The following is a 14,890-nucleotide window of genomic DNA, read 5'->3' as shown; positions in this document are numbered from 1 at the left end:
GAGAGGAAGATGAAAGGAATCGATTGCGCGGTTCCGTTGACCGCTTCAACGGCCAAGGCGGCGGCCGCGGCCGGCTATGCTTTCGCCTGCCGCTACCTCGTGCCGGCGGCGTATGCCTGGAAGAGGCTGACGCGCGCCGAGGCCGAGGCCATCACGGGAGCGGGCATGATGATCGTCTCCGTATACGAGACGGCGAACAACCGCGCGGCATCGGGAGCGGCGGCCGGCAAGGCCGACGGAGCGGCTGCGCTTCTGGAGGCGCAAGCCGTCGGGCAGCCGGCCGGCAGCGTCATCTATTTCGCCGTCGACTATGATGCCCAGGCATCGGATTATGCCGCGATCGAGGCTTATCTGACAGCGGCCCGGGCGCAAATTCCGGCTTATCGGATCGGCGTGTACGGCTCCTATGCCGTCGTGGAGGAGATGGCCAGGCGAGGAGCGGCCCAGGCGTACTGGCAGACGTATTCCTGGAGCCGGGGCAAGCTCAGCAGCCGCGCCAATATCCGCCAGTACAGCAACGATCAGAAGCTTGCGGGCATGACGGTGGATTTCAACGAATCATTCGGTGGAGAAGGATGGTGGAATACGATGGCATCGGCATTCAAGGATGTTCCCGACAGCTACTGGGCGAGCTCGGCGATCGGGAGAGCGGTGAAGGAAAATCTGATGGCAGGTTACCCGGACGGAACCTTCAAGCCGGATCAGCCGCTTACGAGGGCGGAGATGGCGGTCATTCTGTCCCGTCTGCTCGACAGGGGCTGATTCCGTCGGGAGGCGAAGAGAAGAGCAAGCGGCAGCCGGAAGTTGATAGGCTCCCCATAAGGTAGACAGGTGAAAGAATAAAATGCCTGCTATCGCGAGGGGAGCTTTTTGTTATGCCCTGTTTTCAATCCTGATGAAAGCAGGAATGTTTTTGACAAGCAGTTTCTCCTTCGTTGCTTCCAAATCCTCCCTTTCATCAGGAAAAAGACTAACAGCGGCAAGCCTTGAGGTCGACATAAATAAAGGCGGTCCGCGGCTGCAGTGCGGTCGGACCGCGACTACAGCAAGGCTGGAACGAAAGGGAGTCAGGCAATGAAGACATCATCTGCAAGCCGAAAATCGAGGGGAATGCTGCTGCTGGCGGCAGCATCGCTGTTTCCGGGCCTGGCGCTGGGAGCCGCGCCGGCTCATGCGGCGGAGAAAACATACGGATACACGGACGCCGACGCGTCGTTCGTGCCGCTCCGCGCGCTCAAGCAGCTGCCCGGGATGAGCGTGTCCTGGGACGCAGGCAAAGAGACGGCCGAAATTGTGCGGGACGGCAGCAAGGCCGTTCTGACGATCGGCAAAAAAGAAGCCGTCGCGAACGGGGAGAAGGCCTCGTTGAATAGAGCTCCTTTTCTGGAAAACGGGGCTGCTTACGTGCCTCTTTCCTTTTTGAGCAAGCAATTCGGCATCGGGTCGGAGCGGCTCCTGTCGGCTAATGCCGTATCCCTGTCCCTGGACGGCGGGAAGCTCAGGCTGCCGCTTGTGCCGAGAGGCGCCTTCAGCGTGGCGAGAAAGCCGATCGTCATCGAAAGCAGGTCGGTCAAGGCGGCAGGCAGAAGCTTCTCCGTCCAGACGGCGAAGGTGTCGCTGATGGACCCCCGCGTCGACCTGGAGGTGGCTGTCGCCGGAGGCAAGGCGGGACGTACCGAGGAGCTGGCGGCGATGGCGAAGCGCGGAGGGGCGGTTCTCGCCGTCAACGGGGCTTTCTTCGACGCGTATACCGATTCCAGCGTCAAAAATCCATACGGATACCTGTTCAATGGAGGGCAGATGCTCTACAAGAGCTCCGGCGACAAAAAGACGGTCTTCACCTTCGATTCCAATATGCTGACCGAGCTGCTGTCCGGCGCCGAGTTCGAGGCCCGCTATCCGGACGGCGGTGTGGACGGAGCGGTGCAGGCAGGACCAAGGCTGCTGAAGGATGGAGCTGCGGCGATTGATCCGAAGACGGAAGGCTTCCGCGATCCGAAGATTTTGACGGGCGGCGGTTCCCGCAGCGCGCTGGGCCTGACCCGCGACCACAAGCTGATCATCGTGACGACCGGAGGCGCGACCATTCCGCAGCTGGCCGCCGTCATGAAGAGCCTCGGCGCCTGGCAGGCGATGAACCTCGATGGAGGCGCATCGAGCGGCCTTTATTACGACGGCAAGTACTTGACGAGGCCGGGCCGCCTTCTGAGCAACGCCTTGATGGTCCGTCTGGTGAAATGATTCGGGCGGATGCCTTCGATCCGCAGCTCCGCAAGGCGATGAGGAGCCCTTAGAACGGCAGGAACAGAATGAAGCTCGCCCCGGTATTCCGCCGGGGCTTTTTGGCATGCTAATCCAGAGGCCTTTCGCAAACGGCCGCGAAATTTGGTACAATGAAAAATCCCCGCCGAGTGCGTAAATCGTGGGGTATTCGTTTATAAACATCTGTACTGTTTGAAAAAGAATGCGGAGGTCTGTATGAAATCATTGCGCGCTTTATGGTTTACAATGGCAGTCATGCTGTTTGCCGCGACGGGACTGGCCGGGTCCGTACAGCCGGCGTCGGCGGCCGAGCAGGCCGTCAAAACGTATGACATCGCCACGGATGTCACGTTCGCTCCGTTCGAGTTCCAGGATGTCAACGGACAGTATGTCGGCATCGACATGGATCTGATCCGGGCGATCGCCGAGGATCAGAACTTCAAGGTCAACATTAAGCCGCTCGGCTTCAACGCAGCCGTGCAGGCGCTCGAGGCGAAGCAGGTGGACGGCGTCATCGCCGGCATGAGCATCACCGACGAGCGCAAGGCGAAGTTCGACTTCTCCACTCCGTACTTCACGTCCGGGGTCATCATGGCTGTCAAGGCCGACAACGACTCCATCAAGGGCTATGAAGACCTCAAGGGCAAGCGGGTAGCCGTCAAAACCGGTACGGAAGGTTATTCGTATGCGGAATCCATCAGCGCCAAATACGGCTTCAAACTCGTGCCGTTCGACGACTCCGCCCAGATGTACGACGAGGTCAAGGGCGGCAATTCGGCTGCCTGCTTCGACGATTATCCCGTGTTGGAGTATGGCGTCAAGCAGAACAACGGCCTGAAAACGGTCGGTGAGCGGACCGAAGGTGCTTCCTATGGGTTTGCAGTAGGGAAGGGCCAAAATGCCGAGCTGCTGGAAAAATTCAACCAAGGCTTTGCGAACTTGGAGCAGAACGGCAAGCTGAAAGAAATAAAAGAAAAATACCTCGTAGCGGCTGCGAACAAAACCGGCTGGGCGCTCGTCGTCGAATCGCTGCCGGCGCTGCTCAAGGGACTCGGCAAAACGCTGCTGTACACGATCGTATCGCTCTTCTTCGCCTTCATTCTGGGCCTGATCTTCGGCTTCATGAAGGTCGGCCGCAATCGCTGGCTGCGCGGCATCGCCACGGTATTCGTGGACATCTTCCGCGGCATACCGCTGATCGTGCTGGCATTCTTCATTTATTTCGGCATTCCGCAGGCGCTCGACTTCAAGATGCCGCTCTTCCTGGCGGCCGTCCTGACGCTCTCGCTCAACGCCGGCGCGTATATGACGGAAATCATCCGCGGCGGCATCCAGTCCATCGACCGCGGCCAGATGGAAGCGGCCCGCTCGCTGGGCTTGTCCTACCGCAAGGCGATGATCAAAATCGTCATTCCGCAGGCGGTGAAGGTCATGATCCCATCCTTCATCAACCAGATGGTCATCACGCTCAAGGATACGTCCATTCTGTCCGTCATCGGACTCGTGGAGCTGACCCAGTCGGGCAAGATCGTCATCGCCCGCACGTTCGAGTCGTTCATCATCTGGGCCACGGTAGCGGTCATGTACCTCATCGTCATCACGGTGCTGACGAAGATTGCCGACGGGATGGAAAGGAAGATCAAGAATGGGTAAAATCAGCGTCACCGGACTTAAAAAGAGCTTCGGCACGAACCATGTCCTCAAAGGCATCGACCTGAAGGTCCAGGAAGGCGAGGTCGTCTGCGTCATCGGACCTTCCGGCTCCGGCAAGAGCACCTTGCTGCGCTGCCTGAACCGGCTGGAGGACATCACGGAAGGCACGGTCATGGTGGACGAGATGGACATCAACGACCGCCGCACGGATATCAACAAGGTTCGCGAAAATATCGGGATGGTATTCCAGCATTTCAACCTGTTCCCCAATATGACGGTGCTGAAAAACATCATGTTCGCTCCCGTGGAGCTGAACAAGCTGAAGGCGGAGGAAGCCAGGACCGCGGCCTTGAAGCTGCTCGACCGGGTCGGACTGGCGGACAAGGCGAATGCCTATCCGGCCTCGCTGTCCGGCGGGCAGAAGCAGCGCGTGGCGATCGCCCGCGCGCTGGCGATGAACCCCGACATCATGCTGTTCGACGAGCCGACCTCGGCTCTCGATCCGGAAATGGTCGGCGAGGTGCTCGGCGTCATGAAGGATCTGGCCCGCGAGGGCATGACGATGGTCATCGTCACCCACGAGATGGGCTTTGCCCGCGAGGTGGCCGGCCGCGTCATCTTCATGGACGGCGGCTACATCGTGGAGGAAGGCTCGCCGGAGCAGGTGTTCGGCAGTCCGAAGCATGAGCGTACGATCAGCTTCCTGGACAAGGTTTTGTAGGGTGAAAAAAGCGTTCCGCCCCTGTTCGACAGGGCGGAACGCTTTTTTTGTGCGAGAGGGCTTCTCAGCGGACGACGATCCGGATTCTCGTCCCGTCCGGATAGTCGCTCAGCTGGTTGCCGATCCAGGAGCCGGCGCCCCGGTTGTCGGAGGATTTGACGTAGGCGACATCGGCGCCGCTGCCTCCTTCGCGGCACATGGCCATCGGCCATTCGTCCCGGTCGTATTTCTTTTTGGTCGGAATGCCTTTGAGCGACAGCTTGCGGTTCTCCTCCGCTCCTTCCCTTTGGATCGTACAGATGGGGGAGGCTCCTTTGGAGACGGCGCTGCGGATATGCTCCGCTGTCTCCGGGTAGCGGTCGGACGGAAAATAGATCGTGACGTCGTGGCCTGTTGGAGCGGGAGGCGCCTGCTCCCATTCGATGCTGCAGCCGCCTGCGAAGGCAGCCAGCAGGAGCAGCAGGGCCAGGCTCCATAACGGCAAAAGTTTCTTCATGTTGTCGATTCTGTTCCTTTCCGTGGCTTCGCCGCATGTATGTACTAGAAAAGTATACCAGCGCGGAGGAGGAAGAAAAGACTTGAATTGTCCCGACAGGCCCGAAAGGGCTAGTCTAAGCGGCTCCGGGCTTCTATAAACTATAGAAACGGCCTTTTGGGCAGATGCGGATCCGCTTGGAGGAGGAGGCATGGGCAAGCTGAAGATCGGAGTGGCGGCGAGAGCGCTTGCAGCGGCGCTCCTGCTATTGACATTGAGCACGGGGGCGGCAGCCGCTGCTGAAGGCAGGCTGATAACGGAAGCGGGAGTGCGGGGGATGCCGGCGGCGATGTCCTTGGCCACGAATTTCGTGGCGATGACTTCAGAGAGGGCGGACAGCGGAAATCATGGGCAAGCCAGAGAAGCTGCGGATGCGGCCGATACAGGTCGTGCGGCAGCGGATGCCGGCATGGCCGGCATGGACCATGGCCAGCCTCCCGGCGGCGGAACCGAGACGTTCGGATTTGCGGCGGCCAAAGTATTGTCCTTGCTGGCGGCCGGGATCGCCGTCATCTACTATACGCTTCGGATTCGATGGATGAGGAGCGCGCCGCGCATGCATCTCATGATGGCCAGCATGACGCTCGCGATGGCGGCGGGGCTGACGGGGGGGACGCTGCTCGCTCTCGTCACGGCCAGCTTTTCGCTCTCTGCGATGGCCGCAGCGGCGGCCTGCGCGGCAGCCGGTTATATGGCTGGCAGCCCGCACGGAGTCTTGCCTTCTCTTGAAGGAGCCCTTGCCGGGTTCATGGGCGGACTGATGGGAGGCATGATGGGCTACATGTCGCTCGGAGACCATCCAGTTGCCGTGCTGGCCTTCGTGGATGCGTCGCTTGCCGCGGCAGCCGTCCTGCTGTCGAGGCTGCTCCGGGAGTGCTCGGTCCTGCTTGCCGCCGCCGAACCGAAGGAGCAATGGCACGACGAGGAAGGGGAATCTTTCGAAGAGCGGCTGGTCCAGAAATTCGTGGGCGATTAGGTATAAATGTCCGGTAAGCGGGCATCATGAGGATATCGGCGTCGAGAGATGCCGTAGACACCGCGGAGAAGGCTTACGTTTCCCCATAAGCTCTTCGTCCGGTTTCTCCTCTCCCATGATAAGGGCGCCCCGCAAGGGGCGCCCGATTTTTGTTGCAAACGAAGGGCATTTATCTCATACAGCGGTGGAGGAGCCTGGTTGCCGTGTTTTTGCTCTTATTCATAGGCGTCTGTGCTGTTGATCCACATTAATGTGATTTCTGGATCCGGTTCATGGCCTGCGGGAGTCCTATTATGGGAGGCAAGAGACTCCTTACGTCCGCTGCTTCCCGGTCGATGGCGCAGACGGAAGACTTGCCTGCGGCCAAGGCGCTCCGGATAGGGGCGGCGGTTGCCGGATGCCGGTCGGAAGGAAGGTGGCCTTCGTGCCGTCAAAATGAACGGCGGACATGCAGCAGGGAAGCTCCTGGCCGTTCTCATCGCCTGCTCGCGATGGTACAATGAGGAACGTGAACTCATTCGCGAAGGGGTTAGGGGAACGATGAACAAGCATTACGAGCAGGTGAAGCAATTCCACGCCGCCTTCGGCGCTCCGGTCGCGGAAGCTCCGACGATGGCTTTCAGAGGAGAAGGGGAAGCCGTCGCCGAAGCCGGGCGGGCGACCGAGGAGCTGGCAGGCCGGATGAAAGCCGCCTCGCTTCAAGGGCAAGGCGGAAGGGCGCTGGCGAGGGCATCCTGGATGACCGAGGAGATCGGCGAGTTTTTGGCGGCGGAGACGGTCGAGGATCAGGCCGACGCGCTGATCGACCTGATGTACTTCGCGCTCGGGACCTTCGTCGAGATGGGCGTCGAGCCGGAGAGGCTGTTCGAGATCGTACATGCCGCCAATATGGCCAAGCTCGGGCCGGACGGCAAGCCGATCTACAACGAGCAGGGCAAGGTCGCCAAGCCGGCCGGCTGGCAGGCGCCGGAGCCGCAGCTGATCGCGGAGATCGAGCGGCAGAAGCGGACGGCCAAAGTCTAGCCGATGCAAAAAGGCTGTTTCAGATTCGAAGTGAAACACCGAACCCCTTCAGCTTGAGGGGTTTGGTGTTTTGTTTTTCATGGACCAAGCCGGCCGGTTCTGTTTTTTTTGCTCTTCAAGCGCATTTCGACCGGCTCAATCGGGAATCCCAATATCATCATCGGCTGGAAGCGAAGCGGAGGAAATGGGATGGATGGAGTCAAGAATGAACGGCGCGGATATGCGCCGGAAGCAGAGGGGGCCGGAGGGCAGCCGCGTCCTTCCAGGCTGCTCGCGGCAGCTCTCGGAGGCGTCAACGAAATCGGCAAAAACATGTACATGCTTCAGTGCGGAGAAGATATCGTCCTGATCGACTGCGGCTCCAAGTTTCCGGACGAGAGCCAGCCCGGCGTCGATCTGATCGTGCCGGAGCTGTCCTATCTGATCGAGCGCAGGGACCAGGTGCGGGCGCTGCTGGTTACCCACGGGCATGAGGACCATATCGGAGGCATTCCGTATTTATTGAAGCAGCTGCCCGTGCCGGTGTACGCGACGAGGCTGACGATGGGACTGATCGAGATCAAGCTGAAGGAGCATGGCCTGATGGGCGATGCGCAGCTTCATATCATTGACGCGGACTCGGCCGTCGAGCTCGGCGGCTGCTTCAAGGCGGCTTTTTTCACGATCAGCCACAGCATCCCGGACTGCCTCGGAATCGTCTTTGATACCCCTCAGGGAACGATCGTGCATACGGGAGATTTCAAGTTCGACATGTCACCGGTCAGCGGTCCCTATCCGGATCTGCATCGGATGGCCGACATCGGCAGCAAGGGAGTCCAGCTGCTGCTCTCCGAGAGCACCAACGCCGAAAGGCCGGGCTTCACCCCCTCGGAGAGGGTCGTCGGAGGCCATATTCTGGATGCCTTCTCCAAGGCGAAGCAGAGAGTGTTCCTATCCACCTTCGCCTCCAATGTGAACCGGGTGCAGCAGGTCGTCGACGCCTCGGCCGCGACAGGCCGCAAGCTCGTGCTGCTCGGGAGAAGCATGGTGAATGTCGTGGATGTCGCGGCCTCTCTCGGGTACTTGAACGTGCCGGAGGAGCTGATCATCGACGCCGGCGAAGCAGGGGATCATCCGCCGGAGCGGATTGCCGTGCTGTGCACCGGCAGCCAGGGAGAGCCGATGGCGGCGCTTGCCAGGCTGGCCGCAGGCAGCCACCGCCAGATGAGCATCGCTCCCGGGGACACCGTGATCCTCGCGGCCGGCGCGATTCCGGGCAACGAGCGGAGCGTCTCCCGGATCATCGATCATCTGTACCAGATCGGGGCGAACGTCATTTACGGAGCGGGAAGCGCGACCGGCATGCATGTGTCGGGACATGGCAGCCAGGAAGAGCTGAAGCTCATGCTGACCTTGATGAAGCCGCGATATCTCATTCCGGTCCACGGAGAGTTCCGGATGCTGCATCAGCATCGCCTGCTCGCGGCAGCGGTCGGTATTCCGCAGGAGCGCGTCTTCATCCTGAACAACGGCGATACGGTGGAGCTGGCCGGCGGCGAGGCCCGCAAGGGGAAATCGATTCCGGCCGGAAGCAGCCTGGTCGACGGCCTCGGACGGGATGTGGGCCAGATCGTGCTGCGGGACCGCAGGCAGCTGTCCGGCGACGGCATGCTCGTCGTCGTGGTGACGCTGAGCGAGTACGACGGGCGCATGCTGGCGAAGCCGGAAATCATCTCCCGCGGCTTCGTGTACGTCCGGGACAACGAGGAGCTGATGGCCGGCATCCAGGAGCTCGTGCTGAAGACGGTGAACGGCTTGGAAGAAGAGCGGCCGGGCCGGTGGAATCTCGTTAAGCGTTCGCTCAAGGATGATCTGGCCCGCCATATTTACGCTCGGACGAGAAGAAGGCCGATGATCCTGCCGATCGTCATCGAGGTATAGAGCTGGTCGGCTAGAGGATCTTCTCTCCGAAAAGGGAGGCCAGCAGCTCCACCGCCAGGCGGGCCGTCCGGTTCCCGCTGTCGAGCCGAGGATTGACCTCGACCAGCTCCGCCGAGGTGAGAAGGCCGGCTTCATGCAGCAGCTCCATGGCCAAATGGGCTTCGCGGTAAGACAGCCCGCCGCGCACCGGCGTGCCGGTGCCGGGCGCCTCTCCGGGATCGACGCTGTCGATGTCGAAGCTGAGATGGACGCCGTCCGATCCGTTCGAGACGATCGCGATCGCCTCCTTCATGACGTCGGCCATGCCCCTGCGGTCGATGTCATGCATGGTGAAGCAGGCGATGCCGAGCCTGCCGATGATTTCCCGCTCCCCCTCGTCGAGGGAACGGGCTCCGACAAGCGCGATGCGCTCCGGCTGGAGCTTCGGGGAATAACCCCCGACGGCGGCCAGGTCCGGATCTCCGAAGCCGAGGCAGGCCGCGAGCGACATGCCGTGAAGATTGCCGGACGGGGTGGTAGAGGGGGTATTGAGATCGGAGTGGGCGTCGATCCACAGGACGCCCAGCCTCTCCCGGCGGGAGGCCAGGCCGGCTATCGTCCCGATGGCGATGCTGTGGTCGCCGCCCAGTATGAGGGGGAAGCCCCCGTCGGCAGCGGCAGCCGCTGCCGCTGCCGTTTCTTCGGCCATTGCCAGCACCCGGCCCCAATGCTTCATGCCTGGGGCGCTTCGGAACTCGGCCTGCAGGCTTGCCGCCGGGACGCGGGCCAGCACAACGGCTTGCCGCCCCAGGCCGGCAAGCCGTTCGGCCAGGCCTGCCTGGAGCAGCGCTTCGGGACCGGATGCGGCGCCTCCGCGCCCGGCGCCGTAATCGAACGCCACGGGCAGGATGCGGACGGGCACAGTTGGATTCATCGACATTCTCCTCTCGTCGGGTCAGGGCGGCCTGAATTCAGCTCCGCTTGAACAGGTTCCTCAGGACAAAGCCGACATTTTCGGGGCGCTCCGCAAGCCTTCTGACGAAATACGGATACCACCGCTCTCCGTAGGGCACATAACAGCGGACGGTATATCCTTCGGCGGCAAGCTGCTCCTGCATCGACATCCTCATTCCGTACAGCATCTGGAACTCGAAGGCTCCCCTCGAGACTCCGCGCCGGGCCGCGTAAGCCTTGGTCCAGCGGATGATCTCGTCGTCATGCGTGGCCACGGCCGTGTAGACGCCGCTGTCCAGCCGCATCCGGATCAGCCGCTTGAAGCTGGCCGCGACCGTATCCGGCTTGGCGAACGCGATCGCCCGGCTTTCCTTGTACGCCCCCTTCACGAGCCGGAGATTGATGCGGGCGTTGCTGAGCTTGCGCACATCCTCGGCGCTTCGGTACAAATAGGCCTGGATGACCGTTCCGGTATTGGTCAGCCCTTCCTTGTGCAGCCTGCGCACGAGCTCGATGGTGCGTCCCGTATAGGGACTGTCCTCCATGTCCAGCCGCACGAATGCGCCTCTGGACTTGGCTTCCCTGGCGATCGCCGTGATCCGCTCCCGGCAGGAGGCTTCATCCAGGGCAAGCCCCATCTGCGTCGGCTTCAGCGACACATTGCCGGACAGCCCTTCCAGATGCAATCGCTGCAGCAGCAGAATATAGGCATCCCGGTAGGCATCCGCTTCTTCCAGCGTCTTGATTCCTTCCCCGAGATGATCCATCGACACCTGAATGCCTTTGTCGCGCAATCGGCATGCGGCTGCGACCGCTTCGTCCAGCGTCGTTCCGGCGACGAAGCGGGAAGCTCCGAGCTTCATGCCGACTTTATGGGCGGCAGCTTCTACGGCGCCGTTGCCGGCGAGTCCAAGCAGCACCGAACGGTATATTTTGTTGCCCAATCCCATCGAGCCCTCATCCTCCCTCCGCCGGCGCTTGTGGCGCGAGCGGCTCCAAGTCATGTTCAAGGCCGGTCATGATTATATATAGGCAGAGTGCCCGACACCCATGACTGCAAGCCAAAAGGACATACGGAGGCGAATGAGATGCTGGAACCGTTCCGCAACGAGCCGCTCACCGATTTCCGCGACGACCGCAACCGCTCGCTGTTCCATGCGGCGCTCGATGAAGAGCGCGGACGCCAGGGCCTGACCTATCCGCTTCTGATCGGAGGCAGGGAGAGGATGGAAGGCGCGACGGCGGATTCCGTCAATCCCGCACGGTATGGAGATGTGATCGGACGGGTCGTCCAGGCGGACCTGCGCCAGGCGGCGGAAGCGGTGGAGGCGGCCCACGCCGCCGCAGCCGGCTGGGCGCGGGAGCCGTTCGCCGTGAGGGCGCGGATCCTATACCGCGCGGCGGCGCTGCTCAGAAGGCGCAAGCATGAATTTTCCGCGCTCATGGTGCTGGAGGCGGGCAAGCCCTGGGGGGAAGCCGACGCCGATACGGCGGAGGCGATCGATTTTCTGGACTATTACGGCCGCGAGGCCGAGCGCATCGGCGCGCCGCAGCCGCTGATCCGCCTGCAGGGGGAAGACAACGAGCTTCTCTATATTCCGCTCGGAACCGGGGTCGTCATTCCGCCGTGGAATTTCCCGCTCGCGATCATGGCCGGCATGACGGCGGCCGCGCTCGTCTGCGGCAATCCGGTCGTGTTCAAGCCGGCCAGCCCGACAGCGGTCATCGCAGCGAGGTTCGTCGCGCTGCTGCTGGAAGCGGGACTGCCGGAGCAGGCCATCCAGTTCGTGCCGGGACCGGGATCGGTCATCGGCGACGCGCTGGTGGATCATCCCCTCACCCGGTTCATCAGCTTTACGGGATCGCTGGAGACGGGGCTGCGGATCCATGAGAGAGCGTCGCGGCTGGCCAAAGGCCAGCGCTGGATGAAGCGGGTCGTCGCGGAGCTTGGCGGCAAGGATGCGATCGTCGTCGACAAAAGCGCCGATCTCGAGGCGGCCGCGGAGGCGATCGCGGCTTCGGCCTTCGGCTTTTCGGGGCAGAAATGCAGCGCCTGCTCCCGCGCGATCATCCATGCCGGCGTCTATGACCGCGTGCTGGAGGACGTGGTGCGCCGCGCTTCGGGGCTGCGGGTCGGCGATCCGGCCGAATACGGCACCGACATGGGGCCGGTCATCGACAAGGCGGCGCTGCGCAAGATCGCGGACTATGTCGAGATCGGCAGCGGCGAAGGCAAGATCGTCTGGGGCGGCGGCACCGACGACAGCTATGGCTATTTCGCCCAGCCGACGATCATTGAGGGGGTGGACCGCAAGGCGAGAGTGGCCCAGGAGGAGATTTTCGGGCCCGTGCTGGCGTTCATTCGGGCGGACGATTATGGCGATGCGCTCGACATCGCCAACGATACGGCTTACGGCCTTGCCGGCTCGGTATTTTCAGGCAAGCGGGCGCATCTGGAAGAGGCCCGGCGCTCCTTCCATGTCGGGAATCTGTACTTGAACCGCAAATGCACCGGCGCGCTCGTCGGCGTGCATCCGTTCGGAGGCTTCAATCTGTCCGGCACCGATTCCAAGGCCGGCGGCAGCGATTATCTGCTGCAGTTCACGCAGGCGAAGGCGATATCGGAGAAGCTGTAGGGAGCGGCAGGGACGCTGCGGCACTGCCAATGCAGAACTGAGAACCAGAGCAGCGGACATGGCAAAAAAAGTCCGGACCGCCGGCGGAAGACCGCCGGCGTCCGGACTTTTCATCGTTCTCAGGCTGCCCTGGATGTCTCCGGCTCTAGGCTTGGAGCAGCCAAAGGGCGGGAACGTTCGGAGGCTCCCAGCCTTGGAGGGAAGTGTGCGGCTGGCGGCATGAATACGTCTTGCCGCCGTAGGTGGCGAGATCGCCGGTTTTGTAGGCGACGCCCGCAGCCCAAGCCTGCGCGCCGGCGGCATCGGTGGACGCCGTCACGGCAGCGGCGGCGGAGACGTTGCCTGCGGCGTCCCTGGCCTTGACCGTGAACGTATAGGAGGTTCCGGCGGCCAGGCCCGACACGGTGACGCTCGTGCCGGATACGGCCAGCTGCTGGCTGCCGTAGGCGACGGTGTATCCGGTCACGCCGATATTGTCGGTCGAAGCGGTCCAGGACAGCGAGATGGAGGAGGAGGTCTTGCCTGCGACAGTCAATCCCGCAGGCGCGCTCGGAGGCGTCGTGTCGCCCGAAGCCGCGCTCGTGCGAACATTCAGCGCCGCGCTGGCGGCGGATAGATTGCCGGCGGCATCCTTCGCCCTGACGGTGAACGAATAGCTTGTATCCGGAGCGAGGCCGGCGATGACGGCGGAAGTTCCGGAGACATTGAGCTGGGTCGAGCCGTAGCTCACGACATAGCCGGCCACCCCGACGTTGTCGGTCGAAGCGGACCAGGACAGCGACACGCTGGTGGAGGACACGCCTGTCGACGCCAGACTGGCCGGGGCGGACGGCGGCTGCGTATCCGGCGCCTGCGGAGCGATCGCGTTCAGATAGGCCCGGTGCTTGGTGGAGAATTCGAAGCTGTTGAATTTATCCCAATTGATCGACCAGGTCATCAGGCCGCCGAAGTTCGGATAGCCGGTCGAGCTGCCTCTCGTTTTGTACGAGGACAGCTGCTTGCCCTTGATGAGGGCATCCAGCGCCGTCTGCACGTCCGCAACGGATGTGAATCCGCCGCCGGCATTGCCGTTGGCCGGCAGTCCGAGAACGACCTGCTCCTGCTTGAGCGCAGGGAATGCCTGGCTGGCGTTTTTGGCGACGGGGAAGCCGGTCAGCAGCATATCGGCCATCGCGACATGGAAGTCGGCGTTGCCCATCGTGTGGTATTGGTCGTCCAGGCCGGTGATCGGGCCGGAATTGTAATTCTGCACCTGCAGCCAGTCGAGGATGTCCCGGGTGGCGTGGATGACGGGCAGATAAGCGCCGGCGCGCGAATCGCAGCTGATGCAGCTGCCGCCGTAGAACGAATAGCCGAGCTGGACGAAAAACGTTTCCGGGGCCATCGTCAGAATGAAGCTGTCGGTCCCGTATTTTCCGTTGATGGACCGCAGGGCGCTGATCAGGTTGACGATGACCGGCGTCGTCGGATTGCGGAAGTCCGAATCGCCTGCGTTCAAATAGAGGGAATGTCCCTCGAAGTCGACGTCGAGGCCGTCGAAGCCGTATTTATCGATGATTCCGGTCACCGAGGATACAAAGGCGTCTCTTGCCGCGGCGGTCGCCAGCTGGACCTGCCCGTTGGCGCCCCCGATGGAGATGAGCACTTTTTTGCCTTTGCTTTTCAAATAGGCGACATCCGCCTTGAAGTCCGCTTCGGTATAGTTGTAGGGAGCGAAGCCGATGCTGCCCGTCGTGCTGCCTCCGACCGGCTCCGCGAAGGAAACGTTGACGACGTCGAAGTCGGGCGAGACGTCGCGCAGGCGGATGAAGCCGGAGCCGTTGTCGAAGTTGTGCCAGTAGCCGACGATTTTGTAGCCGCCGGCAGGAGCGGCCGAGGCGCGGGACGGAATCGCGGCCATGCTCAGAATCGACGCAGCCAGGACGGCCAGGCAGAGCCAGGCGGCCAGCAGCGCTCTGCGCGGCATGGAAGATGGATAAGCGTACATGATGAAGCCTCCTCTAAAGGATTCGGGATGGGGTAAACGGGCTTAGCGCCGCTGCATTCAAGCGGCTGAACCTGTTCGCGGGCTGCCGTTCGGGCTGCCGGACCGAGCCTCCTTTCGCAGGGAATGGAACGAGGGGGAGACGATGCGTCTTCGGCGCTGAATCCTTGACGCTGATTCTATTATCAGGGGCTCGGACTGCGGACAGAAGGGAGAAGTTACGATCGTGCAGGGGATAATTTCCTCT

Annotated in this window: 12 protein-coding genes; 8 read left to right on the top strand and 4 right to left on the bottom strand. The window is 62.1% G+C overall.

Going from position 1 to position 14,890, the window contains the following annotated elements:
- The first annotated feature begins 9 nt into the window (after window positions 1-9).
- From CIC07_RS14370 to CIC07_RS14355, 4 genes are all read left to right on the top strand, one after another.
- Window positions 10-762 carry a glycoside hydrolase domain-containing protein gene (locus tag CIC07_RS14370; RefSeq protein WP_083687931.1) on the top strand — a complete coding sequence of 251 codons (753 nt, stop codon included), beginning with the start codon at window positions 10-12 and terminating at the stop codon, window positions 760-762.
- A gap of 312 nt (window positions 763-1,074) precedes the next feature.
- Window positions 1,075-2,241, top strand: a complete 1,167-nt coding sequence (locus CIC07_RS14365; RefSeq protein WP_076355227.1) for a phosphodiester glycosidase family protein — start codon at window positions 1,075-1,077, stop codon at window positions 2,239-2,241.
- Window positions 2,242-2,478: 237 nt separating this feature from the next.
- The gene (locus CIC07_RS14360; RefSeq protein ID WP_076355229.1) at window positions 2,479-3,915 is read left to right on the top strand and encodes an amino acid ABC transporter substrate-binding protein/permease; all 1,437 of its coding nucleotides are present in this window, start codon (window positions 2,479-2,481) and stop codon (window positions 3,913-3,915) included.
- Complete coding sequence (locus CIC07_RS14355) at window positions 3,908-4,636, top strand: amino acid ABC transporter ATP-binding protein (RefSeq protein WP_076355231.1); 729 nt, start codon at window positions 3,908-3,910, stop codon at window positions 4,634-4,636. The genes CIC07_RS14360 and CIC07_RS14355 overlap by 8 nt, the downstream gene beginning before the upstream one ends.
- A gap of 64 nt (window positions 4,637-4,700) precedes the next feature.
- Here CIC07_RS14355 and CIC07_RS14350 read toward each other — a convergent pair whose 3' ends face one another.
- Window positions 4,701-5,132: a NucA/NucB deoxyribonuclease domain-containing protein gene (locus CIC07_RS14350; protein ID WP_076355233.1), complete on the bottom strand. Its 432-nt coding sequence runs from the start codon at window positions 5,130-5,132 to the stop codon at window positions 4,701-4,703.
- Between the two features lie 190 nt (window positions 5,133-5,322).
- On the opposite strand from CIC07_RS14350, the gene CIC07_RS14345 reads away from it, so the two are divergent.
- The 3 genes from CIC07_RS14345 to CIC07_RS14335 all read left to right on the top strand — a co-directional run bounded on the left by CIC07_RS14345 (window position 5,323) and on the right by CIC07_RS14335 (window position 9,090).
- The gene (locus CIC07_RS14345) at window positions 5,323-6,147 is read left to right on the top strand and encodes a hypothetical protein (protein ID WP_076355235.1); all 825 of its coding nucleotides are present in this window, start codon (window positions 5,323-5,325) and stop codon (window positions 6,145-6,147) included.
- 540 nt (window positions 6,148-6,687) lie between these two features.
- The gene (locus tag CIC07_RS14340) at window positions 6,688-7,170 is read left to right on the top strand and encodes a pyrophosphohydrolase domain-containing protein (protein ID WP_076355237.1); all 483 of its coding nucleotides are present in this window, start codon (window positions 6,688-6,690) and stop codon (window positions 7,168-7,170) included.
- A gap of 189 nt (window positions 7,171-7,359) precedes the next feature.
- The gene (locus CIC07_RS14335; protein ID WP_083687934.1) at window positions 7,360-9,090 is read left to right on the top strand and encodes a ribonuclease J; all 1,731 of its coding nucleotides are present in this window, start codon (window positions 7,360-7,362) and stop codon (window positions 9,088-9,090) included.
- A gap of 10 nt (window positions 9,091-9,100) precedes the next feature.
- Here the strand turns inward: CIC07_RS14335 and rocF are convergent, their stop codons facing one another.
- Window positions 9,101-10,003, bottom strand: coding sequence for an arginase (rocF, locus tag CIC07_RS14330; protein ID WP_076355239.1), 903 nt, complete (start codon window positions 10,001-10,003; stop codon window positions 9,101-9,103).
- A gap of 37 nt (window positions 10,004-10,040) precedes the next feature.
- The gene (locus CIC07_RS14325; RefSeq protein WP_076355241.1) at window positions 10,041-10,973 is read right to left on the bottom strand and encodes a proline dehydrogenase family protein; all 933 of its coding nucleotides are present in this window, start codon (window positions 10,971-10,973) and stop codon (window positions 10,041-10,043) included.
- Between the two features lie 138 nt (window positions 10,974-11,111).
- Between CIC07_RS14325 and pruA the strand changes: the two genes are divergently transcribed.
- Window positions 11,112-12,659, top strand: coding sequence for an L-glutamate gamma-semialdehyde dehydrogenase (gene pruA, locus CIC07_RS14320; protein ID WP_076355243.1), 1,548 nt, complete (start codon window positions 11,112-11,114; stop codon window positions 12,657-12,659).
- A 145-nt stretch (window positions 12,660-12,804) separates the two neighbouring features.
- On the opposite strand, the gene CIC07_RS14315 is transcribed toward pruA, so the two are convergent.
- Window positions 12,805-14,646, bottom strand: coding sequence for a fibronectin type III domain-containing protein (locus tag CIC07_RS14315; protein WP_076355245.1), 1,842 nt, complete (start codon window positions 14,644-14,646; stop codon window positions 12,805-12,807).
- Between the last annotated feature and the right edge of the window lie 244 nt (window positions 14,647-14,890).

The sequence above is a fragment of the Paenibacillus sp. RUD330 genome (assembly GCF_002243345.2).
In the GTDB taxonomy this organism is placed as follows: domain Bacteria; phylum Bacillota; class Bacilli; order Paenibacillales; family Paenibacillaceae; genus Paenibacillus_O.
Note: the sequence above shows the minus strand (reverse complement) of the source record. Positions and strands in the feature narration are given on the sequence as shown.

Coding starts and splice junctions, on each gene's coding strand:
- CIC07_RS14370 (WP_083687931.1), top strand. CDS start 10: ATGAAAGGAATCGATTGCGCGGTTCCGTTGACCGCTTCAACGGCCAAG.
- CIC07_RS14365 (WP_076355227.1), top strand. CDS start 1,075: ATGAAGACATCATCTGCAAGCCGAAAATCGAGGGGAATGCTGCTGCTG.
- CIC07_RS14360 (WP_076355229.1), top strand. CDS start 2,479: ATGAAATCATTGCGCGCTTTATGGTTTACAATGGCAGTCATGCTGTTT.
- CIC07_RS14355 (WP_076355231.1), top strand. CDS start 3,908: ATGGGTAAAATCAGCGTCACCGGACTTAAAAAGAGCTTCGGCACGAAC.
- CIC07_RS14350 (WP_076355233.1), bottom strand. CDS start 5,132: ATGAAGAAACTTTTGCCGTTATGGAGCCTGGCCCTGCTGCTCCTGCTG.
- CIC07_RS14345 (WP_076355235.1), top strand. CDS start 5,323: ATGGGCAAGCTGAAGATCGGAGTGGCGGCGAGAGCGCTTGCAGCGGCG.
- CIC07_RS14340 (WP_076355237.1), top strand. CDS start 6,688: ATGAACAAGCATTACGAGCAGGTGAAGCAATTCCACGCCGCCTTCGGC.
- CIC07_RS14335 (WP_083687934.1), top strand. CDS start 7,360: ATGGATGGAGTCAAGAATGAACGGCGCGGATATGCGCCGGAAGCAGAG.
- rocF (WP_076355239.1), bottom strand. CDS start 10,003: ATGAATCCAACTGTGCCCGTCCGCATCCTGCCCGTGGCGTTCGATTAC.
- CIC07_RS14325 (WP_076355241.1), bottom strand. CDS start 10,973: ATGGGATTGGGCAACAAAATATACCGTTCGGTGCTGCTTGGACTCGCC.
- pruA (WP_076355243.1), top strand. CDS start 11,112: ATGCTGGAACCGTTCCGCAACGAGCCGCTCACCGATTTCCGCGACGAC.
- CIC07_RS14315 (WP_076355245.1), bottom strand. CDS start 14,646: ATGTACGCTTATCCATCTTCCATGCCGCGCAGAGCGCTGCTGGCCGCC.